We start from the raw sequence: 22,614 nt of genomic DNA on the forward strand, positions 1-22,614 counted from the left end.
ATGAAGCACCATCCTTGGTAAGCGTTGAATCAAATCAAATAAGAAATTCGTAAACCTGCGCCGGGGGAACCGCAACTTCAAACTCTCCGCGCAGATCCACGCTTCCATCCATGGGTTCGGTTTTCTTCGCCACCGGCCGTCCAGCAGCCCATATACCGTAGACAGTGCTTTCCTGCCCATCTGCTTTCTTATAGTTTGCAGTGGCATGCAATAGCAGCTTCCCGGGTGCATATGTGGCAGACAGTTTAATGAATGGCGTCGCCGGCCCCTCGAAGCGGCCAGGGGGCAGAATATCGACTATCGTTCGGTATTTCCGCCCGTTTTGCTCATTCGCGCCGGATTTAACAAGGCGCAGGAGATCCAGTATGCTTACCCGGTAACGAGTGCAGATAGTCCTCACGCGGTGCAGCCAAGCAAGCTCCTGTACAGTTCCAAGGCACGCCCGCTCCAGATGAGCCGTGGCATGACGCACACTTTCGACGTCCCAGTTCACGAGTTGCGCCAAGCTTTGCAAGCAGACGTCGGACGAGGATTCGCTGGCTGAAGCTTGCGCAAGATAAGTGGCTAGAGCCTCTCGACCTGTTTTCGAATACATGCGCTGCAGCAACATGAATGTGTGCATGTGGTAGAAGCTTGCGAGACTCAATCCGGGCGAAGTAGAAATATCGGCGGAAAGGTATTCAGGGTGTTCTACCGAAATTGCCAGATTTATCTCGTCGATTTGCAGCAGCTTGGTAATCCGCGCAGCACGCCTCAGACGTTCAACCTGCTCTTGGAACTCGGCTCCAGTGGCATGCAGCAAAATCGATTTGGCTGCTATGGAAGTCCAACGCAATAGTGATGGAACGACATTTGCCTCCTCTACGCCCAGAAAGCGATTGAGCGGTGCCAGCACCAACAACTCTGCCTGCGCTGCAATGCATTGTTCGAATGCCTTTTTTTCCATCTCTTTAAGTGAAAATTCCACGATGTAGCGCGCGACGTGTCGCAGGCTTTTCACAGAGTATGAGAAAAAAACTGCCACGTTTCTGGCTTGCTGGTCGGTCAAATCAACCTTGATGCCAAGATCCTGGCCAAAATTTCCGCCGTCGCTCAAAGCCAGATATGTAAATTCCCCATTTTCCAAAGATGATGCTGCCAAATCAACAATTCGAATGCAAATGGAGTCGCACGCCGGAAAGCCGCCTATTTTTGGCTTGGGGCTGTTGCAGTTGATGAAGAGTTTGTATGGCTTTTCCGCGGCGTGGTCCGTGATCAACTGCACATCGAATGAAGCGATGTCGAGTACGTAATTCTCGCTGCCTGCGGCGGAAAGCGCAGGACCGGAAATATATGTCCAGTGCGCATCGATATCTTTGAGTTTGGCCGATATCGGGTCAAGGCGCGACCCACGATTGCCGAGAATGTTGGCCAGCACTTCGTCGAGATCCTTGCGTAGGACTTCGATCTCGGCGTTGGCCGGCGGATTTTCACCGGTCTCCAACAAATCCAAGGCGCCGGCCAATTCGATGGGGTCGATATTTTGCGCCTTCAGCCATAGGGCCAGATGCTCGTATGCCTGAAGAAATGCAACGGTGTCAATGGGGCCGTCCGGGCGATAAGCGACCGCATTCCACAAGCAATCGATGCCGAGTCGCCTGGAAGGCTCACTGTCGGCCACGGACAGCAGTAGTCGCAGGATCGCAACGCCCTCCGGCAAGGAAAATCCAAAGATGCGGGGCAAGCTGACCATGCGATACAAGGCACTGGCGACCGCCAAATTCAGCTTGAATTGTTCCGGCTCTATATATTCTGAGAGAAAAATATTGATTGCAGCCAGCTCGCCCGAATGGATTTTCAAGGCAAGACACAACTTTTGAACAGCGGGATCCTCAGGCTTCGAGCAATCGAAGATTGAATCATCCAGCACGAAATCTCTTTTCTGCCCGAGATTCAAATCAAGAATACGTCCCAACGCAGAGCCCCGTTTGTCGTACGAAAATGGACAGATGCACCCTATCAACGCACTACACAGCTCGATGGAAACGCCGTAATCACGGCTCCATTGCTTATATAAACCTAACGCACGCACAGTCGCCTTGGTCGGCGCCGGCTTTTTCCCTTGGGATAAGTAGGTGTAGTGGCCCTCGGCGCACTGCACAAACCAATCAATTTCCCAGTATGAGCTGTCCACAGCCCGACGCAAGCGCATTATTTTATTAAGTGCGACCACATCAGCAAACTCTTCGTGGTCGTTCTCCAGGATAGCCAAGAGCGAAAAACTGATATCGACCTTGCCCCACCACGAAATACCACGCTTTCCATAAGCGATCTTGAGCGTTATTTTTTGCGCTTGTTCTGGTGTCAGAAGTATTGTGAAATCGTAGAGTGTGTCAAAATTCTGCGACCACAGGCCACTGTTAAACCTGATATCCTTGCTGTCAAAAACGCGAAAACTCGCCAAGTTGTAGTCCTCATTGGAAGAAAACGGGGCACGGGAGAGTTTCACGCTCATATGCAGTTTATAGGGTGTATCAGAGTTGCCAAAATCGGCGGACATCTCCATATCTAGAACACTGTGTTCGAACACTGCATCCTGAGTTATTCCAGACCGAAGAGCGCCATCATCCCCCGGAAAGAGTTCGAAACGGCAGGGAATGTCCTGTACACGTGTTTTGAAAATCTTGTGATTTATTTTCCACATCCTCAAGAACGCCCAATCGTCGCCGGACACTCCGGTTTTTTCGAGAAATAATGTCTTGCCAGTAGATTTCAGTTGCCACGCATCCACAAATTCCTGGTCGGGATCAAATCCCAAGCCGCTTACAAGGTATTCGACTTGTTCAGGCCCCTCTTTGGGAACAGCTTCCTGCACGATCTCCTGCAAGACTCCTCCCAGATGAGCAGCAGCCAATCGGGCCTGTTCCGCGGTGCTGCCCGAGTTGAGGGATAGAAAATACGGATACTGCAGATCGCTCTGTTGAATTAACCGACCGAGGTCGGTCTTATAAAAAGATAGGATGCGATCGACCTGCGCCATCCACCGGTCATATGGCAGATTCATTGGAAACCGGGTCGTTGCCAGAACATCATCGACGTTCTGGTCGCCGGTCGTGCCAGCGATGGATGCTTCCAGCACTTCATTGACCAGATCCAGCGTCGATATTTCCTGATAGGCGTTGGCTTCGTTCAGAATTAGTTTGGAAATGTCCGGCCGGCGCGTGGCAAGGGGAATCGCTGCGGCCCCCTTGGTTTTTTCGAGCATCAACACTTCGTCGTGCAACGCGACCAGGTAAGCGACCGGTCCACGCTTGTCTTCGAGGCTACCGGGCTTGCAGTATTGCGCCCAATTTTCCCGAAACTGGTTTTCCCAGTTGGGACTTTGATCCTTGGGTATCAATGCTCGCGAAGTCACCAGAGTCGCCGGTTGCTCGGCGCGGTAGAGGTGAACAATCTGATTCGCCACGCTTTCCGCGCGGCCGTAGATTTCTTCGGCCTGAAACATCAGATCCAGGCCTAGCAGCTGGATTAATCCACCCCGGCCCATTTTCACGATATCCATGACACCGCCTATGCCCCCCGCGGAAAGAATCTCCTTGACACGCTCGGCGTCATTGACGCCAACGAGTATCTCGGTCAACGCTGCAGTGGGCATCACAATCTCCTGGTTCGGGCGGGGAACGGGAAAAAAGCCGGCTTGAATTTCAAGGCCAGAGGGAATGAGCCGGATTTTTACGAGGCTTGCTGGCTGCGCATCGTGAGTGGATGGCAACAAGTGGGTTATCTGCAGTCTCGGTACCGCAGGCGAAGTTTTTGAATTACCTGGCGATGGCCAGGAAAGCCGCATGCCAGTGTCGTGGCATATGGGCGGCCGATGGGCCTGCCATCCGTGCAGATGGCAAGTTCCCTCGGACTAAGCGATGAGCGACACGGACATTGCGCCTGCGCCTGGCGCGCATGTCCGGATGAGTGGGCGCAGGCCCGGTTACATGGTGCGGCCGAAGGGCCGTCGCTGCCGACCTGCACCAGGTTCTCCTCGGTGGCCAGCGGCTGCTTTTGCGCCGGCATGTTGGCCAGGGCCACGCAGTCGGCGTAGTAGCGCACCTTGCCGTCCTCGCCTTCGAGTTCCACCAGGCCGTGGATGTCGGTCTCGAAGCCCGGGCACTTGGCATTGAACTCGCGGGCGAACTTCAGGTAGTCCACGATCTTCTTGTTGAAGACCTCGCCCGGGATCAGCAGCGGGATGCCCGGCGGATACGGCGTGACCAGGCTGGTGGTGATGCGGCCTTCGAGATCGTCGATCGGCACGCGCTCGGTGCGGCGGTGGGCGATGTAGGAGTAGGCATCGCTGGGCTTCATGGCGGGCGTGAGGTCCGACAGGTACATCTCGGTGGTCAGGCGTGCGATGTCGTATTCGGCGTAGAGCTGGTGCACGTGCTGGCACAGGTCGCGCAGGCCCATGCGTTCGTAGCGTTTGTGCTCCTGGCAGAACTCGGGAAGGATGCGCCACATCGGCTGGTTCTTCTCGTAGTCGTCCTTGAACTGCTGCAGCGCGGTCAGCAGGGTGTTCCAGCGGCCCTTGGTGATGCCGATGGTGAACATGATGAAGAAGCTGTAGAGCCCGGTCTTCTCCACAATCACGCCGTGCTCGGCCAGGAACTTGGTGACGATGCTGGCGGGGATGCCGGTCTCGGCGAACTTGCCGTCCATGTCCAGGCCCGGGGTGACGATGGTCGCCTTGATCGGGTCGAGCATGTTGAAGCCGTCGGCCAGGGTGCCGAAGCCGTGCCATTTGGCGTCGCGCTCCTCGCCCTTGATGATCCAGTCGTCGGCCCGGCCTATGCCTTCGTCGGCCAGCTTCTCGGGGCCCCAGACCTTGAACCACCAGTCGTTGTCGCCGAACTCGGCCTCGACCTGGCGCATGGCGCGGCGGAAGTCCAGCGCCTCCAGGATGCTTTCTTCCACCAGCGCGGTGCCGCCGGGCGGCTCCATCATGGCCGCGGCCACGTCGCAGCTGGCGATGATGGCGTACTGCGGGCTGGTGGAGGTGTGCATCAGGAAGGCTTCGTTGAAGAGATGCCTGTCGAGCTTGCGGTTGGTGGAGTCCTGCACCAGCACATGGCTGGCCTGGCTGATGCCGGCCAGCAGCTTGTGGGTGGACTGGGTGGAGAACACCAGCGACTCGGTCGGCCGCGCGCGCTTCTTGCCCATCGCGTGGTAGGGGCCGTAGAAGGGGTGGAAGGCGGCGTGCGGCAGCCAGGCTTCGTCGAAGTGCAGGGTGTCGACGTAGCCGTCCAGCGCCTTCTTGATGGTCTCGGTGTTGTAGACCACGCCGTCGTAGGTGGACTGGGTCAGGGTCAGGATGCGCGGCTTGACCGTGTCGGCGTCCACATGCTGGAGCAGCGGGTTGGCGCGGATCTTGGCCTTGATGGTCTCGATGTCGAATTCCGAGCGCGGGATCGGGCCGATGATGCCGAAGTGGTTGCGCGTGGGCTTCAGGAAGACGGGGATGGCGCCCGTCATGATGATGGCGTGCAGGTTGGACTTGTGGCAGTTGCGGTCGACCACCACCACGTCGCCCGGGGCCACCGTGTGGTGCCACACCATCTTGTTGCTGGTGCTGGTGCCGTTGGTGACGAAGAAGCAGTGGTCGGCATTGAAGATGCGCGCGGCGTTGCGTTCGCTCTCGGCCACCGGGCCGGTGTGGTCGAGCAGCTGGCCGAGTTCTTCCACCGCGTTGCAGACGTCGGCGCGCAGCATGTTCTCGCCGAAGAACTGGTGGAACATCTGGCCGACCGGGCTCTTCAGGAAGGCCACGCCGCCGGAGTGGCCCGGGCAGTGCCAGCTGTAGGAGCCGTCTTCGGCGTAATCGAGCAGGGCCTTGAAGAACGGCGGCTGCACGCCTTCGAGGTAGCTCTTGGCCTCGCGGATGATGTGGCGGGCCACGAACTCCGGCGTGTCCTCGAACATGTGGATGAAGCCGTGCAGCTCGCGCAGGATGTCGTTGGGGATGTGGCGCGAGGTCTTGGTTTCGCCGTAGATGTAGATCGGCACCTCGGAGTTCTTGCGTCGCACCTCGGCGATGAAGGTGCGCAGGTTGAGCACGGCGGGATCGAGGTCGGGGCCGGGGGTGAACTCCTCGTCGTCGATCGACAGGATGAAGGCGCTGGCGCGGCTTTGCTGCTGGGCGAACTGCGACAGGTCGCCGTAGCTGGTGGCGCCCAGCACTTCGAAGCCCTCGGTCTCGATGGCCTGCGCCAGGGCCCGGATACCCAGGCCCGAGGTATTTTCAGAGCGGAAGTCCTCGTCGATGATGACGATGGGGAAGCGGAATTTCATGGGGCGGCTCCGGAAAGTCGGGGCGGTGGGGACGGTAAAAGGACGGGCTGGCGCCGGCCAATCGACGAAAAGACGCGCGAGTGTAAGTAATCGCGGAGGCACCCTGGTGACAAGGCGCGCTTTACCCCCAGAATGGTCCGTTCGCGGCCGGCATGCCGGCCGACAAGGAGGCAATACACATCATGGCTTTTTCGACCTTCTGGTGGTTGCTGGCGGCGCTGGCGATCATCTCGGAGCTGCTGACGGGCACGGTCTATCTGCTGCTGATCGGCGCGGGTTTCGTGGCGGCGGCGCTGGCCAGCTACGCCGGCCTGAGTGTCACGGCACAAACAGTGGTCGCGGCCGCGGTCGGTGCGGTGCTGGTGCTGCTGTGGTGGCGCATCCGGGCGCCGCAGCGGCGCGCGGCGCTGGCGGCGCAGGCCAGTCCCGACCTCAACCTGGACATCGGCCAGACGGTGCATGTGGAGGCATGGTCGGCCGAGGGCACCGCCTCGGTGATGCACCGCGGCGCCCGCTGGACCGTCGTGGCCGAAGACGGCGCGGCCGCACCGCATGCGCCCGGCAGCTGGCGCATCGTCGCCGTGGTCGGCAGCAGCTTCGTCGTCAGCCCGGCCGCCGCCGGCTGAAGTCTTCCCCCTCCCCTCTTCCACACGCAAGAAAGATATCCGTATGGAAATCGCCATCGTCCTCCTGGTCCTCGCGGCCGTGTTCGTCAGCCAGTCGATCCGCATCGTGCCGCAGCAGAACGCCTGGGTGCGCGAGCGCCTGGGCAAGTACCTCGACACCATGACGCCGGGCCTGAACTTCATCCTGCCCTTCATCGACAAGATCGCCTACAAGCACAGCCTGAAGGAGATCCCGATGGATGTGCCCAGCCAGATCTGCATCACCAGGGACAACACCCAGCTGCAGGTGGACGGCATCCTCTACCTGCAGGTGACCGATCCGATGCGGGCGAGCTATGGCTCGTCCAACTACCTGATGGCGGTGACCCAGCTGGCGCAGACCTCGCTGCGCAGCGTGATCGGCAAGCTGGAGCTGGACAAGACCTTCGAGGAGCGCGACATCATCAACGCCCAGGTGGTGGCGGCCATCGACGAGGCAGCGCTGAACTGGGGCGTGAAGGTGCTGCGCTACGAGATCAAGGACCTGACGCCGCCCAAGGAGATCCTGCTGGCCATGCAGTCGCAGATCACCGCCGAGCGGGAGAAGCGCGCGCTGATCGCGGCTTCGGAGGGCCGGCGCCAGGAGCAGATCAACATCGCCACCGGCGAGCGCGAGGCCTACATCGCCCGCTCGGAGGGCGAGAAGCAATCGATCATCAACAAGGCCCAGGGCGAGGCCGGCTCGATCACCGCCGTGGCCGAGGCGACGGCGCAGGCCATCGAACGCATTGCCGCCGCCATCCGCCAGCCCGGCGGCGAGCAGGCGGTGCAGCTGAAGGTGGCCGAGCGCGCGGTGGATGCCTTCGCGCAGGTGGCGGCGCAATCGCGCACCACCCTGGTGGTGCCGCATGGCATGGGTGAGGTGTCCGGGCTGATCGCATCGGCGATGGAATTGGTGAGCACCGTCAAAAAGGGCTGAATTGCCGTCCGGAAACGCGAAAATCGCATGCTAGAATCGTGGGCTCGGAGCGGTGGATGAGCGGTTTAAGTCGCACGCCTGGAAAGCGTGTGAGGGGTAAAACCCTCCGCGGGTTCGAATCCCGCCTGCTCCGCCAACTTGTTGTTCGTACTCATCCGCGAACATGCCAAAAAGCCCTTGTGCCACAAGCACCGGGGCTTTTTCTTTGGGCGGAGCGCCTGGAAGCGCGCGAGGAGGCCGTGGTGGGGAGTTGCTTGGGCGCGGCTTCTTAGCGCGAGCACATTGGCTCATTCAGATGCACGTGGCCCAGCAACGCTCTACGCGGCCGCTCCGCTACGACGACGCCGAGATTGCGCGGCACTCCAATAGATCAGCCACGCCAAACCGACCTGCAGCGGCAAGCGCGCCACCAAGGCCCAAAGCGGCACGTTCGGAAAATCCGCTGCATGTTGAAGCATGAAGATGTTCGCTGGCGTCACTGCTACCGTCAGCAGGATCAGACCCCAGCCAGCCGCGCTTCGGGTGCGGCAAAATAGAAGGCCTGCAGCACCCAGCAGTTCCAAGATGCCGCTCACGAAGACCACGGTTTCCGGCCATGGAATCCACTCGGGCACGATGCGCGCCTCGGCATCCGCGAACATGAAGTGAGCGATTCCGCCGATGAAGAACCACAGAAAGACGCTTGCCAAGCCAAGCTTTTTGCCAAGCGGCAGTGGTGGTCTCATGTCGGCTTGTCTGCGTCAGGCTTCTTGACCTGCGGCACACCCGCCTCTTCCTTTGTTTTGGACGTCCCCATCATCGAAGCGGTGACGCGCGCCCCCGGTGGTGTCTTATGTTCGCCAGGCACGTTGCCGATGGTGCCGGGCGTGGAGTTTTCGTAGGCCTGCGAGCCATCGGGTTCACCAGTGGTGCTGCGGCCGGCTTCAGCGTTGCGAATGGCTTGCGCAGTGGAAGAAGCCCCGGGGTTGAGTGCGTTGAGTTTGTTCATGTTCCAAGAATGCGCCGCCGATTGATGGGCAGGTGTAGGAAATTCGCCCGCAGCAAAAGGCCGCTCACGCAGGGCGAGCAGCGTTCAACTCACGTTATTACTTCTTCACGGTTGCCATCAGCTTCTCAGCCTCGGCCCGGTGGTGCTTGAGCGTCGGCAGCGTTGTCTTTGCGAATGCCTTCAACTCCGGATCGGTAGCCGTTTCGGCGGTCTTCTCGAACAGCTCGATGTCCTTGGCATGGTCATCGAGCCCGACTTTTTGCAGGAAGTCCTGGTCGAAGCCTGCAGCATCGTGACGCTCCAGGCCCTGGACGCGTCCGCGCTGCTCATGCGGCAATTCCCGCGGCAGATCCATGGACTTGCTGGCCGCGAGCTTTTCAAACTCGGCGTTGGCCTTTTTGTGGTCGTTGACCAGCATTTCCGCATAGGACCTGACGCTGCCTTTTTGCGCCCGCTTGGCGGCTACCTGGGCTGCCTGGACTTCATACACACCACCGTTTGCGATGTCTGTGGCCAACTTCTTGTCGGTGAGGTTGAAAGCACCGTCTGCGTGGGCCATGCCTGCGAGGCCGATTGCAAGTGCGGGGATGAGGGCGAGGCGAAAAGTCTTCATGTGAGGGTTCTCCAATACGGCCCCTTTCGGGCCTGGCAAAGAGGCTCGCAGACTTTGGATCGCGCTGGCGTAGGAGGAGAGCGGAGCCAAAGCGTCAGCGCGGTGTGCCCGGCCGCTCTGGATGTCGGATCGGGCCACAGCTTCCTGGCCGAGCGAAGCCATTCAATGACGACTTCTGCCCGTTTTTTGGAGCAAACGCCGGACCTTGTAGGACTGGATGCATGGCTTGCGTCAGCCAAATGGGGTCGGACTCGCAAGAAAAACTATTGACCTGCCTGCATTGATCCAGATGGACTATTGAGACCATCTCACGGCTTTGTGACAGTACGTCTGCCTTCTCTTCTCACCAACTCTTACCGGAATCAGCCATGTTCAAATCCTCTGCCATCGCAATAGCTCTCGCCCTGGGCGGAATGATGAGCGCGCACGCCGCTGCGACGACCACCGTTACCGACTTGGGCCTGGTGACCACCACCACCACCAAGGGCACCAACACCACCGATGGAAGTTTTGCGGACCTGTTCAATTTCACGGTCGGCCCGAACGCTGGTTCGATCCTGGTATCGACCGCATCTACTTTCAGCAGCTATGGCGTCTCGCTTAGTTCGCTGGCCTTGTACCTCGGCACTTACACGACGACGGCAAGCCTGTCTGGCCTCACACCCATCGTGTTCAGTGCGAGCCCCGTCAACATGGACCTGGGCAATGGCATCGTGGTGGACACGGTTGCAAATAAAAGCTTTGCATTGAGCCCGGCGGCCACGTACACGCTGGCGGTCAATGGCACCAGCATCGGCGATTCCCGCTACACCAGCATCGTGCAGCTCGCTCCTGTTCCGGAGCCTGAAACGTATGCCATGCTGCTTGCTGGGCTGGGTGTCATGGGTTTTGTTGCCAAGCGCAAGAAGGCATCCAAAAAGTTGGAAGAAAACGCTTCCGCCTGATGCGGACAAGGAGCAGAAGACGGAAACACTGTCGCTTTCGTCGCTCCATTCATTGCCCGGCGCTGCCGGGCTTTTTTGTTTGAACGCTCTGCGTGGAGCGGAGCCTTCCACCCGCACTTTGTCGGACCGCTCTGCAAGGTCCGCGCTGACTCGCAACATCGCGGCGATGTTTGAAGGTCGGGGCTTACCCATTTTCGAGACCTGCGCAATGCATTGGATAGACCCCGACTCCCTCCCCGCCGTCCATGGCACCGTGGACCGCCTGCTCTTCAACGAACGTGGCGAAGCCGACGGCCTGCTGCTCAAGGACCAGATGCAAGTGCATCTGCCACCCCATCTGTCGCAGGCGTTGCAGCGCAAGATCAAGCCCGGCGACGAGGTGGTGATGCGGGGCGTACGTCCGCGTGGCGCGCCAGTATTGGCGGCGGTGAGTGTGTCCGGGCCGAAGGGCAGCGTGACCGATGAAGGGCCCACGCATCCGCCGCAGCACCCTGCCCCGCCGCCAGCCAAGCCGGTGGAGGTTAGCGGCACGGTCGAACTGAGCCTTTTCGCGCCTCGTGGAGAGCTCTGCGGCGCACTGCTCGATAACGGCGACATCCTGCGCCTGCCGCCCAAGGAAAATACCGACTTCGCGCCTTGGCTTCAGCCGGGCTGCCAGGTCACTGCCTGGGGCGATGCGATCCGGGTGAAGGGGCAGCGTGTCATCGCCCTGACCCATCTGGCGCTCGGCACCGCGGTCTGAACGCCTGACCGCCGCTCCCCGCCCTTGCGGTGCGCGGCAGCCTCGACAACGTTCAGGCTTCTACCGCCGGTGAGCCGGCTTCGGGAAAAAGCGGCACGTCGGTGTCCCGCGGCAGCGCGCGGCTGGCGGACCGCTTTTCCATCCAGGCTCGCGCCACGCCCAGCACGAAGGCCTGCATCAGTTGCTGGCGTTCGGGCGGCATTGTGGCTTCCTCGTCGCCGTGCCAGACCCAAGCACACCAGCGGCGGCTGGGCGGCTCGGGGTTGTTGACCAGGCACTCTTCGGGCATCAAGGCGGTGAGCACCCGCCACAGCGGCCGGCCGTGCGCCTTGTGCGAGGCCACGCCCAGAGTGAGGATGGGGTGGGCGTCGGCATCTGACATGCGGACCGAGAGAGCGCCCTGGTGTTCGGCCGCGGTGGTCTGCAGGCCCTGCCAGGGCGCCTGCAAGGCGGCGCTGCGGCGCGTCTGCAGGGCCTCCTGCAGCACATCTCGCAGGGCGTCCGGACAGAATTGGTTTTCCGTGTCCGCCATGCGCTCCACCACGCGGATGCGCGAGGGGCCGATGCAAAGTAGCTTGAAACGCATGCCAGGGTCTCCGGCGCCCTGCTTCCGCCGGAAAAACGGTACTCCCGGATGGCGGGCGCGCAACCATGAGCAGCGCAATAAGCATTCCTGCCGGGCTACAGAGGGACGGCCTCGGCGAAGCCGCCGATTTCACCGGCGAATTGCGGCAATTGCGGGACTTTGCAGCGGTTTTTGACGCCACCGGCGCGGCGTCGCGGCTCAGGCCTTGTACGCGCGCAGCCGGTTGTAGAGCGACTTGGCGCTGATGCCCAGCACCGATGCGGTCTGCTCGCGGTTGTGGTGGCAGTGTTCCCAGGTGGCCAGCACCAGCAGCCGCTCGGCCTCGGCCAGGCTCAGGCCCGGGGAGATGAGTTTGTCGGTGGCGGTCTTCTCGTTCGGCCAAGGCCTGACGGCCGGCAGGCTGCCGGGCACGACGACATCGCCCGGGCTGCTGATCCACGCCCGGTACAGCACGTTGCGCAGCTCGCGCACATTGCCCGGCCAGGCACGCTGGCTCAGGGCGGCGATCGTCTGCGGCGCCAGGCGTTTCTCGCGGCCTTCGCGCTGCGCGATCTGGGCCAGCAGCTGCTGGGCGATGGCGGGGATGTCCTCGCGCCGCTCGCGCAGCGGCGGCAGTTGGATCTCGAAGACCCCCAGGCGCCAGTACAGGTCGGCCAGCAGGCGTCCCTCGCCCACGGCCACCCGCGGATCGCGGTTGCTGGCGGCGACGATGCGTACATCGGTCTGGCGGGTGCGGTTGGATCCCAAGCGCATGAAGCTGCCGTCCTCCAGCACCCGCATCAGCTTGACCTGCAGGCCGAGCGGCAACTCGGTGACCTCGTCCAGGAACAGCGTGCCGCCATGGGCCTGCTCGAACAGGCCCTGGTGCTGGCGCTCGGCGCCGGTGAAGCTGCCGCGTTCGTGGCCGAACAGGGCGCTCTCGGCCAGCTGCACCGGCAAGGCTCCGCAATTGACGGCCAGGAAAGGCGCGGCGGCGCGGCGGCTGCCGGCATGCAGGGCCAGCGCCGCCAGCTCCTTGCCGGTGCCGCTCTCGCCGCTGAGCAGCACCGGTGCCTGGGTGGGGGCCACCTGGGCGATCTGCCGGCGCACCTCGACCATGGCGGGCGAGCTGCCGATCAGGCGTTCCGGCCGGGCTGCCGGGCCGGGCTGCTGGGGCAGATCCGCCCTTGCAGCGCCCGCGCTGGCCGACGGCAGGGCGCAGCGGCTCAGCACCTCCTGCAGGCGGGTGCGATCGACCGGCTTGACCAGGTAGTCGGCCGCGCCGCGGCGCATCGCATCCACCGAGCTCGACAGGCTGCCGTGGCCGGTCACCATCACCACCGGCGCGCTGGCCAGCAGCTCGGCATCGTCCAGCAGCGCCATGCCGCTGCCGTCGGGCAGCTGCAGGTCGAGCAGCACGATGTCGGGCCTGCGCTGGGCCAGCATGCGCCGCGCCTCGTCAAGGCTGGAAGCTGTGCTGGCGGTGAAACCGCTGCGCGCGACCATGGCCGCCATCATCATCGCGGAGTCCGCATCGTCTTCGACCACCAGGGCATGGGCCATCACCAGAGTCCTTCCGCGTTTTGCATGAATAGGGAGGCGGCCTGCAGCCGCAGGCAGAAAGGCAGGGCGCGATCGGCGCCGCGCTGCACCTGCAGCGTGCCGCCGCACAGCAGGGCGGTGCGGCGCGCGAGTTCGAGGGGGCCGCCGTCGAAGGGCTCGTCGCCGGCCTCGAAGGCTGGGGCGGTGTCAGGGAAGCCGGCGCGCAGTTCGACCCAGTCGCCGCAGGCCTCGCCTTCCAGCTGCAGGCCATGCACCACCGCATGGTGGACCAGCACCGACAGCGCCGGCCGCAGCAACTCCGGCTGCACCAGCACCAGCAGCCCGGCCGGCAGCTCCGGCTGCTCGGCGGCGCGCTCCACCGCCGAGGCGGCGCGTGCCCACAGCTGCATGACCAGGGGCGCCAGGTCGGCCGGCAGCAAGGTCGGCTCATCGCCCTCCTCCACCATGCGCTGCAGGTGGCAATAGGCTTCCAGCTCCGACACCAGATCGCCCAGGCGCAGCGCCTGGCGCCGTGCGATCGCCTGCGCGCTGTTGCGCATCTCTTCGTCTACCGGCATCTGCGCGACTTCCAGCGCGGAAGTCAGTGCGCCCAGCGGGGTGCGCAGCGAATGGACAAAGCCGGCCGGCAGGCAGACGGCGATCGAGGTGATGGGAATCTCCATGGCGCGCTAGTGTGCCGTTGCATTCCGCACCCTGCGGCCGGCTGCGCGAAAAAATGTATGGTGGGCCAGAGTGTCACGACTCACTCGGATAATGTCCAGTTCCTCAGGAGCTGGCATGGACGAAGCAGTGAGCGGACCACAGAGGCAGGAACCCGGCGGCATGGACGACACGGCGTCCCGCCAGGGCTTGCCGCTCCTGCCCCTCCTGCCGGTCGTCGCGCTCGGCGGCTCGGCCGGCTCGATCAAGGCCCTGCGCAGCTTCCTGGCATCGCTGCCGCCCGGCGGCACCGGCCTGGCCTATGTGGTGGTGCTGCACCTCTCGGCCCGGCACGAGAGCACGCTCGCCGAACTGCTGCAGGCGCACACGCCGATGCCGGTACTGCAGGTGCAGCAGGCCTGCGAGATGGAGCCCGACACCGTCTACGTGATCCCGCCCGGCAAGGGCCTGGGCAGCGAGGGCGGCATGCTGCGGCTGAGCGAGCTGCCGCGCGAGCGCCACCGCCACCATGCGGTCGATGTTTTCCTGCGCTGCCTGGCCGCCTCTCACGGGCCGCGGGCGGTGGCGGTGATCCTGTCGGGCGCCGACCGCGACGGCGCCGTCGGCATCCGGGCCATCCGGGACGGCGGCGGCCTGGCCATCGTGCAGGATCCGGAGCAGGCCGAATTCGACCGCATGCCGCGCTCGGCGATCGCCACCGGCATGGCCGACTGGGTCTTGCCGGTCGAGCAGATCGGCGCGCGCATCCTGCAGCACCACGCCCGTGCGCCGGAGCAGGCACCGCAGCTGCAGGCACGGCAGGCCCCGCTGGCGGCGGACCTGGGCGAGGACTCATTGCGCGACGTGCTGGCCTTTCTGCGCGTGCGCACCGGCCGCGACCTGCTGTGCTACAAGCGCGCCACCGTGCTGCGCCGCATCGCGCGGCGCATGCAGGTCAACAACGTGCCGGACCTGCCCGCCTACCTGGACTGCCTGCGCACCCTGCCCGGCGAATCCGCCGCCCTGCTGCAGGATCTGCTGATCTCCGGCACCAACTTCTTTCGCGACGCCGAATGCTTCGCGGCCCTGCAGGCGCGGCTGCCGGCGCTGTTCGAAGGCAAGCGCCCTTCGGACGCGGTGCGCGTCTGGGTCGCCGCCTGCGCCAGCGGCGAGGAGGCCTACAGCGTCGCCATGCTGCTGACCGAATATGCCCGCACCCTGGAGGCGCCGCCGGCCATCCAGGTCTTCGCCACCGACCTCGACCACGACGCCCTGCACCTGGCGCGCGAGGGCCGCTACCCGAGCGCGATCGAGGCCGATGTCGGTCCGGCCCGGCTGCAGCAGTTCTTCACCCGCGAGCACGGCGCCTACCGCGTGCGCCGCGAATTGCGCGAGATGGTGCTGTTCGCCGCCCACGACGTGCTGAGCGACTCGCCGTTCTCCCGGCTCGACCTCGTCACCTGCCGCAACCTGCTGGTCTACCTGCAGCGGCCGGTGCAGCAGAAGGTGCTCGACACCTTCGGCTTCGCGCTGCAGGCGGGCGGCCTGCTGTTCCTGGGCGCATCGGAGTCGGTGGGCCAGGGCAGCCGGCATTTCGATGGGCTCGATCCGCAGTGCCGCATCTACCAGCGCCGCGCCCTGCCCTCGAAAGCCCCCGGCGCGCACGCCCCGGCCAGCGCCGCGCGCGCCGGCCCGGCGCCGGCGCTGCAGGGCGCCTCGCGCCGCCTGGCCGCGCCGATCGCGCCGATCCCGCTGCCCCACGGCGGCAGCCGCCAGCTCAGCTGGGCCGAGCTGCACTACCGCATGCTGGAGGCGGTGGCGCCGCCCACCGTGCTGATCGATACACAGCACGAGATCGTGCACCTCTCGGCCACCGCCGGCCGCTTCCTGCAGTTCCCGGGCGGCGAGCCCAGCCGCAACCTGCTGCGGGCGGTGCATGCCGACCTGCGCGGCCGGCTGCGCGCCGCCATCCACAAGGCGGCGCAGAACGACGCCCCGGTCCACCTCGCGCCGAAGACGGTGCAGCTGCCCGAAGGGCCGGTCACCCTGCACATCTCGGTCAGCCCCGCGGGCCATGTGGCGCCGGGCCACCGGCTCGTCGCCTTCCGCGCGGAACGATCCCCGGACACCCAGCTGCAGCCCGCCGCCGACGAAGACCTGCAGCCGCACGAGGAGCCCCTGCCGAGTCATGTCGAAACCGAGCTGGAACGCCTGAAATCCCAGCTGCGCGACACCGTCGAGCAGTACGAGGCCTCCACCGAGGAACTCAAGGCCAGCAACGAGGAACTGCAGTCCATGAACGAGGAACTGCGCTCGGCCACCGAGGAGCTGGAGACCAGCCGCCAGGAGCTGCAGTCCATCAACGAGGAACTCCACACCGTCAATTCCGAGCTCAAGAGCAAGGTCGATGAACTCGGCCAGGCCAACAGCGACATGCACAACCTGATGGACGCCACCGCCATCGCCACGGTGTTCCTCGACCGCGAGCTGCGCATCACCCGCTTCACGCCCTCGGCGGTGCGCCTGTTCAGCCTGATCCCAGCCGACCTCGGCCGGCCCTTATCGGACCTGAAGACCGAACTCGACTACCCCGGCCTCAGCACCGATGCGCGCCGCGTGCTCGAAAACCTGGCGCCGCTCGAGCGCGAGGTGGGCACCGCCAGCGGCGGCTGGAACCTGGTGCGCCTGCTGCCCTACCGCACCCAGGACGACCGCATCGCCGGCGTGGTGCTGGCCTTCATCGACATCACCGAGCACAAGAACGCCCGCGAAGCCCTGCGGCTGTCGGATGCGCGCTTCACCGCCGTGGTCAACCAGGCCGCCGTCGGCGTGCTGCAGGCCGGCCTCGACGGCCGCATCTTCTTCTGCAACGCCGCCCTGCGCCGGACGCTGCGCCACGCCGAGGCCGAGCTGCTCGGCCGCCCCGTGATCGCCGCCATCCACCCGGACGACCGCCCCAGGGTGCAGAGCCTCTTCGTGCGCCTGGTGCGCGAGCGCCAGGCCTTCGAAGTGGAAGCGCGCATGCTGCGCCAGGACGGCAGCACGCTGTGGATGTTCCTGAGCATGAGCCTGTTCATGAACAGCAGCGACGCCGGCGCCGCCGTGCTGCTGGTCTGCACCGACATCACCGAACGCAAATGGGCCGAGGACGCGCTGCGCCGCAGCGAGGAAGGCCTGCGCCTGATCATCGAGAACGCGGTCGAATACGCCATCTTCACGCTCGACGCCACGCGCCGCATCACCAGCTGGAACGTCGGCGCCGAGCGGCTGCTGGGCTATGACGAGTCCGAGGCCATGGGCCGCCAGGCCGACATGCTATTCACCCCCGCCGACCGCGAGGCCGCCCTGCCCGCCCAGGAACAGGCCCTGGCCGCCCGCGAAGGCACGGCCCGCTACGAGCGCCTGCACATGCGCAAGGACGGCAGCGTCTTCTGGGGCGGCGGCGCCCTCATGACCATGCGCGACCACGCCGGCGCGGTGGTCGGCTTCGTCAAGATCCTGCGCGACCAGAGCAGCGCCCGCGAAACCCAGGCCGCCCTGGAACGCGGCCGGGCCGACCTCGAAGCCGCCCTGCACGAGAAGGAAGCCTCGCGCGCCGCCCTGGAGGCCGCCGATGTCGCCAAGGACCGCTTCCTGGCCGTGCTCTCGCACGAGCTGCGCAACCCCCTGGCCTCGGTGCACAGCTCCGCCCAGGCCCTGCTCACCCCCCGCCTGCAGCTCAAGGACCGCGAACACGCCGCCCAGGTGGTGCACCGGCAGGCCAATGTGATGAAGGGCCTGCTCGACGAACTGCTCGACATCTCCCGCCTGCGCGTGGGCCGGCTGGTGCTGCAGCGCCGCACCGTCGATCTGGCCGAAGCCGTGCAGCGTGCGGTGGACGCCGTGCGCCCGGCATTCGAGGAAGCCCAGCACACCCTGGAACTGCAGCTGCCATCCACCCCGGTGCTGCTGCATGCCGACCCGCTGCGGCTCAGCCAGATCCTGACGAACCTGCTGGCCAACGCGGCCCGCTACACCCCAGAAGGCGGCCACATCAGCCTGCATGCGCAGGCCGAGGGCCGCACCGCAGTGATCGAGGTGCAGGACAACGGCATCGGCATGGCGCCGGCCGAAGTCGAATCGATGTTCGAGATGTTCCTGCAAGGCGCGGCCGACGGCCACCGCTCCACCGGCGGACTGGGCATCGGCCTGGCGCTGGTGCGCCGCCTGGTCGAACTGCACGGCGGCCAGGTCGTGGGCAGCAGCGAGGGCGCCGGCCGCGGCAGCCGTTTCGTGGTGCGGCTGCCGATGGCCGCCCCGCAAGCCGCCGCCGTGGCCGCGCCCGCCCGGCTGCCGGCCCCCTCGCTGCTTTCGGGCCCGACGCCGCAGGTGCGGCGCCTGCTGGTGGCCGACGACAACGCCGACGCGGCCTGGAGCATCTCCAAGCTGCTGGAGATCCAGGGCTTCGAGGTGCATACCGCCGCGGGCGGACTCGATGCCCTCGGCGTGGCCGAAGCCGTGCGGCCCCAGGTCGCGGTGCTGGACCTGGACATGCCCGACCTCACCGGCTACGAAGTGGCCCGGCGCCTGCGCGCGCTGCCCTGGGGCCGCGAAATGCAGCTGATCGCCGCCTCCGGCTGGGGCCAGGGCCAGGACCGCGAAGCCGCCGCCGCCGCCGGCTTCGATGCCCATCTGGTCAAGCCGGTCGAACTGGCCGACCTGCTGGCCCTGCTCGTCCCGCGCAAGAGCGGCGCGGCCGGCCCCTGAGGCCTCTTCAGCCGGCCTTGCGCCCGTCCGCCGCGATGCGCAGCGCCAGCAGCCCCAGCACACTCGCCATCACATATCGCTGGGCCCGCATCCAGCCGACGCTGCGCGACAGAAAGCCGGTGATCCTGTCCGCGAACATCACCAGCGTGCAGTTGACCGCACCGCTCACCGCAATCTGCACCACCCCCAGCACCAGGCTTTGCAGCAGCACCGAACCGCGCTCGGGATGCAGGAACTGTGGGAAGAAGGACAGATAGAACATCGCCACCTTCGGGTTGAGCACATTGGTCACCAGCCCCATGCGGAACAGCCGGCCGGTGGAATCGTGCGGCAGGCTGCGCGCCGCGAAGGGCGCCGCGCCGCCCGGCCGCGCCGCCTGCCAGGCCATCCACAGCAGATAGGCCGCGCCGGCATAACGCACCGCGTCGAACGCAAAGGGCACCGCCGCCAGCAGGGCCGTCAAGCCCAGCGCGGCGGCCACCAGGTGGAACACGAAACCCACCAGCACCCCGGCCAGCGACACCAGACCCGCACGCCGCCCCTGGCACAAGGTGCGCGACACGCAATAAATCATGTTGGGGCCCGGCGTCAGCACCAGGACCAGGGCGGCCAGGCAGAACAGGACGAGTTCGGGAAAGCTAAGCATGGGAATGGAATCAAACGCAGCAGTCGATTTTCGCACATCGCCTTGGCCGGCAACCATCGTGCATAAACAAAATAGCCCCAAAAATCAAGCCAAGTATTCATCAAGATCAAGCTTCAGAATGAGCAGCCAATCTTCTTCTTCGATTAATTCATCTCAATTACATAATTGACCACCGCATGTTGCCCGCCAACAATCCGCCGAATTCGAAGCTGGATGGAGGCCCATATGGGATGGAGACAGAAAGCACTCTTTTGTCAAAAACTTCTGATCGTATCGACGTTTCACGCAGGCAACTCATTGGCAACGGAATACGCAGTCCTACCTACAGTGACGGTAACAGGAAATACCGTCAACTTTGGAAGTTCATCCTGGTATTCACCTGAATACACATCCGAGGCACTTTCGGGCGGCGGCTCCGTAGGTGGTATCGGCGCCGGCGCCGCCATGATGGCCTCCAAACAACGGGCGTGGGATATGTCCCATGTTTGCATAGCGCCCGTCAGTCCGCAGGCGAAGCATGTCACGCACAATTCAGACATTCTCTCGAGATGGTTGACGGCGCAAGAGGTGTTCAACGTGATTCTGGCGCAGAAACTGATTACGCAGTATGGCGCCGCGGTCAATGGGCTCAATTTTCTGCTCGACGGTCAAATTTACAAGGGTTTTAAAGTCACCTACAGCGATGGCTGGACCGAATCCTGGGCCGTCGTGCCAAACTATGCATTCTCCACCATCAAGTTGCTCGACAAGCCTTTGCCCGACTCGCTCAAGCACAATCCGCGGGAGCCGGTATGCACAACGTAACCCCAATCGTCGCCATGACAAAATCCACGCAAACAAAATGGACTCGGCGACTCATTTCGAGTTTTGCCGTTGGTGTTGTGCTGGCAGCACTTTTCATGCTGCTGAAGCCGCGATCCGAGGCACCTGCCGAGCACGCGACCACCTCCGTAGTCGGCAGGGAAAATAACTTACACACCGAGCAATCACAAAAACTCAGTCAAATGCCGGCCAATTCCGCGATTGGCACGCCTGCGACCATACCCATCTCAGCAGAATTACTCCAGAGCTACAATTCTGGCGGAAACATGAGACCCTTCCTGATGTTCGCTCTTCAGCATCCTGAACAAGGTGGCTTTCAATATGCCACCAAGGTCATGCGCGAGTGTGAAAGCCTGCGACTGGCAACCGACATTTTTGCCAACACGGCAACAAGCTATTCGCCTGAGGAAGATCCCTCTAAATTTCTCCAGAGATCAAAATCGCTGGACCAGCTCCGCACTCGTTGTTCGGACTTGCTACCCAGCGAAACATCCAATATCCGCGCGGACGAATTGTACCGTGAGGGGCAAATCCGTGATCCACTTATAAAAGCCGGGCGTCATTATCAAACGGCATTCACCGGCTATCTCGGCAACCCAGCTCAATCTGCCGACTTGAATCATGCCGCGGCCGACATCCTCAAGACCGGAGATCCACTCCTGTGGGAAGAACTCGGTTTGCGCCTCGCATTGGGGAAGAAAGATGGCAAGAATGGATTCAATCTGGCTGGCAATTTCTACGATCTCAATGCCGACACCGACATTGGCATGGCCCTTTATCTGCTCCCCTGCAGCGCCGGTCTCCGATGCGATTCCCAGGAGTTCGATGTCGTCCAGCGATGCGCCCTGCACGGCGAATGCGACGACAGCCGGTTCCAGCACGTAGAGAACATGCTGAGGGCCTCCCCGGGGGCCTACCAGCGCGTCATGGCGGCCTTCGACACCATGCGCACCGCCATCCAGGCCGGCGACTTCTCGATCTTCGACCGCTAGCCCGCGCCGGCACGTTTTCGACGAACCCCGGCCCGATCCGAACAACCGGCAGGCTCCAGCGGTGGAAGAATCGCTTCATGCAAGCCAACCAACACGAAGCCACCGCCGACGAAGCCGCCATCGTCGCCGCCGCCCATGCCCTGCGCAGCGAAACCGTCGCCCTGCTCAGCGAACTGGTCACCCACCCTTCCCTGCTCGGCCAGGAGCAGAGCGCGCAGGAGCTCGTCGCGCGCACCTTCGAATCGTTGGGCCTGCAGGTCGACGCCTTCCAGATCGACGAAGACAAACTCAAGCAGCACCCCGGCTATTCGCCCTCCATCGTCTCCTACGACGGCCGTACCAACGTCGTCGGCATCCACCGGCCGGGCGGCCCCTTCAAGGGCCGCTCGCTGATCTTCAACGGCCACATCGACGTGGTGCCCACCGGCGCCAAGGTGCTGTGGACGCACGACCCCTTCTCCGGCCGCGTCGAGGGCGACCGGCTCTACGGCCGCGGCGCCTCGGACATGAAGGCCGGCATCGTCGCCTACACCATGGCCTACAAGGCGCTGAAGTCCATCGGCCTGGAACCGGCCTCGCCCGTCTACTTCCAGTCGGTGATCGAGGAGGAGTGCACCGGCAACGGCGCCCTGGCCTGCCTGGTGGCCGGCTACCGCGCCGATGCCGCCGTCATCCCCGAGCCGATCGCGCCCAACGGCGTGATGACCTGCCAGCTGGGCGTGCTGTGGCTGGCCATCGAGGTGCTGGGCAAGCCGGTGCATGCCTCGATCGCGCAGACCGGCGTGGGCGCGATCGACTTCGCGCTCTATTTGTTCGGCGAACTCAAGAAGCTCGAAGACAAATGGAACGCCCCCAGCGCCCGCTACCGCAGCTTCGCCCACCACCAGCATCCGATCAACTTCAACCTGGGCAAGATCAGCGGCGGCGAATGGGCTTCGTCCGTGCCCTCGGCCTGCCGGGCCGACATCCGCCTGGGCTTCTATCCCGACCGCAAGGTGGCGCAGATCAAGCAGGAAGTGGAAGCCCTGCTGGCCGCCGCCTACGAGGCGCATCCCGCCCATGCGGCTCTCACCTACCGGGTGCACTACGAAGGCTTCCAGGCCGACGGCTGCCATGTGCCGGACGACGCGCCCATCGTCACCGCCATCTCGCAGACGCACCTGGACGTGGTCGGCACCCAGCTCACCCCCACCGCCTTCACCGGCACCACCGACTGCAAGTTCTTCAACCTCTACGGCGACACGCCGGCGATCTGCTACGGCCCTTCGGGCGGCGAGAACATCCACGGCATCGACGAGTGGGTGTCCATCGAAAGCGTGATGCAGACGACGGCCGTGCTGGCGGTGTTCATGGCGCGCTGGTGCGGGGTGAACCGGCTGGCGGCGGTGGTGGACTCCAGTTTCGCGCCCGCCGCACGGCCGGTGTTGCACAGCGTTTGAGAGGCGCTCGCGC

Annotated in this window: 16 protein-coding genes, 1 tRNA gene and 1 pseudogene; 9 read left to right on the forward strand and 9 right to left on the reverse strand. The window is 63.9% G+C overall.

Annotated elements, in window-relative coordinates; translation table 11 throughout:
- Nucleotides 1-34 precede the first annotated feature (34 nt).
- Both GT347_RS01745 and GT347_RS01750 read right to left on the reverse strand, forming a co-directional pair.
- Nucleotides 35-3,754, reverse strand: coding sequence for a Tc toxin subunit A (locus GT347_RS01745; RefSeq protein ID WP_160550343.1), 3,720 nt, complete (start codon nucleotides 3,752-3,754; stop codon nucleotides 35-37).
- Between the two features lie 5 nt (nucleotides 3,755-3,759).
- The gene (locus GT347_RS01750; RefSeq protein WP_229722605.1) at nucleotides 3,760-6,318 is read right to left on the reverse strand and encodes an arginine/lysine/ornithine decarboxylase; all 2,559 of its coding nucleotides are present in this window, start codon (nucleotides 6,316-6,318) and stop codon (nucleotides 3,760-3,762) included.
- A 182-nt stretch (nucleotides 6,319-6,500) separates the two neighbouring features.
- On the opposite strand from GT347_RS01750, the gene GT347_RS01755 reads away from it, so the two are divergent.
- The 3 genes from GT347_RS01755 to GT347_RS01765 all read left to right on the forward strand — a co-directional run bounded on the left by GT347_RS01755 (nucleotide 6,501) and on the right by GT347_RS01765 (nucleotide 8,038).
- Complete coding sequence (locus GT347_RS01755) at nucleotides 6,501-6,944, forward strand: NfeD family protein (RefSeq protein WP_160550344.1); 444 nt, start codon at nucleotides 6,501-6,503, stop codon at nucleotides 6,942-6,944.
- A 43-nt stretch (nucleotides 6,945-6,987) separates the two neighbouring features.
- Nucleotides 6,988-7,902, forward strand: a complete 915-nt coding sequence (locus GT347_RS01760; protein WP_160550345.1) for an SPFH domain-containing protein — start codon at nucleotides 6,988-6,990, stop codon at nucleotides 7,900-7,902.
- A 46-nt stretch (nucleotides 7,903-7,948) separates the two neighbouring features.
- Nucleotides 7,949-8,038, forward strand: a tRNA-Ser gene (locus GT347_RS01765).
- Nucleotides 8,039-8,219: 181 nt separating this feature from the next.
- On the opposite strand, the gene GT347_RS01770 is transcribed toward GT347_RS01765, so the two are convergent.
- From GT347_RS01770 to GT347_RS01780, 3 genes are all read right to left on the reverse strand, one after another.
- Nucleotides 8,220-8,627 (reverse strand): DoxX family protein, encoded by a 408-nt coding sequence (locus tag GT347_RS01770; protein WP_160550346.1) that lies wholly within the window; start codon nucleotides 8,625-8,627, stop codon nucleotides 8,220-8,222.
- Nucleotides 8,624-8,890, reverse strand: coding sequence for a hypothetical protein (locus tag GT347_RS01775; RefSeq protein WP_160550347.1), 267 nt, complete (start codon nucleotides 8,888-8,890; stop codon nucleotides 8,624-8,626). Before GT347_RS01775 ends, GT347_RS01770 begins: the two co-directional genes overlap by 4 nt.
- A 97-nt stretch (nucleotides 8,891-8,987) precedes the next feature.
- Complete coding sequence (locus GT347_RS01780; protein ID WP_160550348.1) at nucleotides 8,988-9,503, reverse strand: DUF4142 domain-containing protein; 516 nt, start codon at nucleotides 9,501-9,503, stop codon at nucleotides 8,988-8,990.
- Nucleotides 9,504-9,955: 452 nt separating this feature from the next.
- On the opposite strand from GT347_RS01780, the pseudogene GT347_RS01785 reads away from it, so the two are divergent.
- Both GT347_RS01785 and GT347_RS01790 read left to right on the forward strand, forming a co-directional pair.
- Nucleotides 9,956-10,447: pseudogene (locus GT347_RS01785) on the forward strand (FxDxF family PEP-CTERM protein); the annotation flags it as partial.
- 253 nt (nucleotides 10,448-10,700) lie between these two features.
- Nucleotides 10,701-11,189 carry a hypothetical protein gene (locus GT347_RS01790; protein WP_160550349.1) on the forward strand — a complete coding sequence of 163 codons (489 nt, stop codon included), beginning with the start codon at nucleotides 10,701-10,703 and terminating at the stop codon, nucleotides 11,187-11,189.
- Nucleotides 11,190-11,241: 52 nt separating this feature from the next.
- Here the strand turns inward: GT347_RS01790 and GT347_RS01795 are convergent, their stop codons facing one another.
- The 3 genes from GT347_RS01795 to GT347_RS01805 all read right to left on the reverse strand — a co-directional run bounded on the left by GT347_RS01795 (nucleotide 11,242) and on the right by GT347_RS01805 (nucleotide 13,979).
- Nucleotides 11,242-11,775, reverse strand: a complete 534-nt coding sequence (locus GT347_RS01795; protein ID WP_160550350.1) for a hypothetical protein — start codon at nucleotides 11,773-11,775, stop codon at nucleotides 11,242-11,244.
- A gap of 198 nt (nucleotides 11,776-11,973) precedes the next feature.
- Nucleotides 11,974-13,317, reverse strand: a complete 1,344-nt coding sequence (locus GT347_RS01800; protein ID WP_160550351.1) for a sigma-54-dependent transcriptional regulator — start codon at nucleotides 13,315-13,317, stop codon at nucleotides 11,974-11,976.
- A complete protein-coding gene (locus tag GT347_RS01805) occupies nucleotides 13,317-13,979 on the reverse strand; it encodes a sensor histidine kinase (RefSeq protein WP_160550352.1) in 663 nt (220 codons plus the stop codon). The genes GT347_RS01800 and GT347_RS01805 overlap by 1 nt, the downstream gene beginning before the upstream one ends.
- 160 nt (nucleotides 13,980-14,139) lie before the next feature.
- On the opposite strand from GT347_RS01805, the gene GT347_RS01810 reads away from it, so the two are divergent.
- Nucleotides 14,140-18,702, forward strand: coding sequence for a chemotaxis protein CheB (locus GT347_RS01810; protein ID WP_229722606.1), 4,563 nt, complete (start codon nucleotides 14,140-14,142; stop codon nucleotides 18,700-18,702).
- 7 nt (nucleotides 18,703-18,709) lie between these two features.
- Here the strand turns inward: GT347_RS01810 and GT347_RS01815 are convergent, their stop codons facing one another.
- A complete protein-coding gene (locus tag GT347_RS01815; protein ID WP_160550354.1) occupies nucleotides 18,710-19,348 on the reverse strand; it encodes a LysE family translocator in 639 nt (212 codons plus the stop codon).
- Nucleotides 19,349-19,561: 213 nt separating this feature from the next.
- Between GT347_RS01815 and GT347_RS01820 the strand changes: the two genes are divergently transcribed.
- The 3 genes from GT347_RS01820 (at nucleotide 19,562) to GT347_RS01830 (ending at nucleotide 22,601) form a co-directional block, all read left to right on the forward strand.
- Nucleotides 19,562-20,152 carry a hypothetical protein gene (locus tag GT347_RS01820; protein ID WP_229722607.1) on the forward strand — a complete coding sequence of 197 codons (591 nt, stop codon included), beginning with the start codon at nucleotides 19,562-19,564 and terminating at the stop codon, nucleotides 20,150-20,152.
- The gene (locus tag GT347_RS01825) at nucleotides 20,140-21,162 is read left to right on the forward strand and encodes a hypothetical protein (protein WP_160550356.1); all 1,023 of its coding nucleotides are present in this window, start codon (nucleotides 20,140-20,142) and stop codon (nucleotides 21,160-21,162) included. Before GT347_RS01820 ends, GT347_RS01825 begins: the two co-directional genes overlap by 13 nt.
- 77 nt (nucleotides 21,163-21,239) lie before the next feature.
- Nucleotides 21,240-22,601: an ArgE/DapE family deacylase gene (locus tag GT347_RS01830; protein ID WP_160550357.1), complete on the forward strand. Its 1,362-nt coding sequence runs from the start codon at nucleotides 21,240-21,242 to the stop codon at nucleotides 22,599-22,601.
- The last annotated feature ends 13 nt before the right edge of the window (nucleotides 22,602-22,614 follow it).

It is taken from the genome of Xylophilus rhododendri (assembly GCF_009906855.1).
Taxonomy (GTDB): Bacteria; Pseudomonadota; Gammaproteobacteria; order Burkholderiales; family Burkholderiaceae_C; genus Xylophilus; species Xylophilus rhododendri.

Excerpts from the sequence above, each read along its gene's own strand:
- GT347_RS01750 (WP_229722605.1), bottom strand. The coding sequence starts at position 6,318 with ATGAAATTCCGCTTCCCCATCGTCATCATCGACGAGGACTTCCGCTCT.
- GT347_RS01755 (WP_160550344.1), top strand. The coding sequence starts at position 6,501 with ATGGCTTTTTCGACCTTCTGGTGGTTGCTGGCGGCGCTGGCGATCATC.
- GT347_RS01760 (WP_160550345.1), top strand. The coding sequence starts at position 6,988 with ATGGAAATCGCCATCGTCCTCCTGGTCCTCGCGGCCGTGTTCGTCAGC.
- GT347_RS01770 (WP_160550346.1), bottom strand. The coding sequence starts at position 8,627 with ATGAGACCACCACTGCCGCTTGGCAAAAAGCTTGGCTTGGCAAGCGTC.
- GT347_RS01775 (WP_160550347.1), bottom strand. The coding sequence starts at position 8,890 with ATGAACAAACTCAACGCACTCAACCCCGGGGCTTCTTCCACTGCGCAA.
- GT347_RS01780 (WP_160550348.1), bottom strand. The coding sequence starts at position 9,503 with ATGAAGACTTTTCGCCTCGCCCTCATCCCCGCACTTGCAATCGGCCTC.
- GT347_RS01795 (WP_160550350.1), bottom strand. The coding sequence starts at position 11,775 with ATGCGTTTCAAGCTACTTTGCATCGGCCCCTCGCGCATCCGCGTGGTG.
- GT347_RS01800 (WP_160550351.1), bottom strand. The coding sequence starts at position 13,317 with ATGGCCCATGCCCTGGTGGTCGAAGACGATGCGGACTCCGCGATGATG.
- GT347_RS01805 (WP_160550352.1), bottom strand. The coding sequence starts at position 13,979 with ATGGAGATTCCCATCACCTCGATCGCCGTCTGCCTGCCGGCCGGCTTT.
- GT347_RS01810 (WP_229722606.1), top strand. The coding sequence starts at position 14,140 with ATGGACGACACGGCGTCCCGCCAGGGCTTGCCGCTCCTGCCCCTCCTG.
- GT347_RS01815 (WP_160550354.1), bottom strand. The coding sequence starts at position 19,348 with ATGCTTAGCTTTCCCGAACTCGTCCTGTTCTGCCTGGCCGCCCTGGTC.
- GT347_RS01820 (WP_229722607.1), top strand. The coding sequence starts at position 19,562 with ATGGAGGCCCATATGGGATGGAGACAGAAAGCACTCTTTTGTCAAAAA.
- GT347_RS01825 (WP_160550356.1), top strand. The coding sequence starts at position 20,140 with ATGCACAACGTAACCCCAATCGTCGCCATGACAAAATCCACGCAAACA.
- GT347_RS01830 (WP_160550357.1), top strand. The coding sequence starts at position 21,240 with ATGCAAGCCAACCAACACGAAGCCACCGCCGACGAAGCCGCCATCGTC.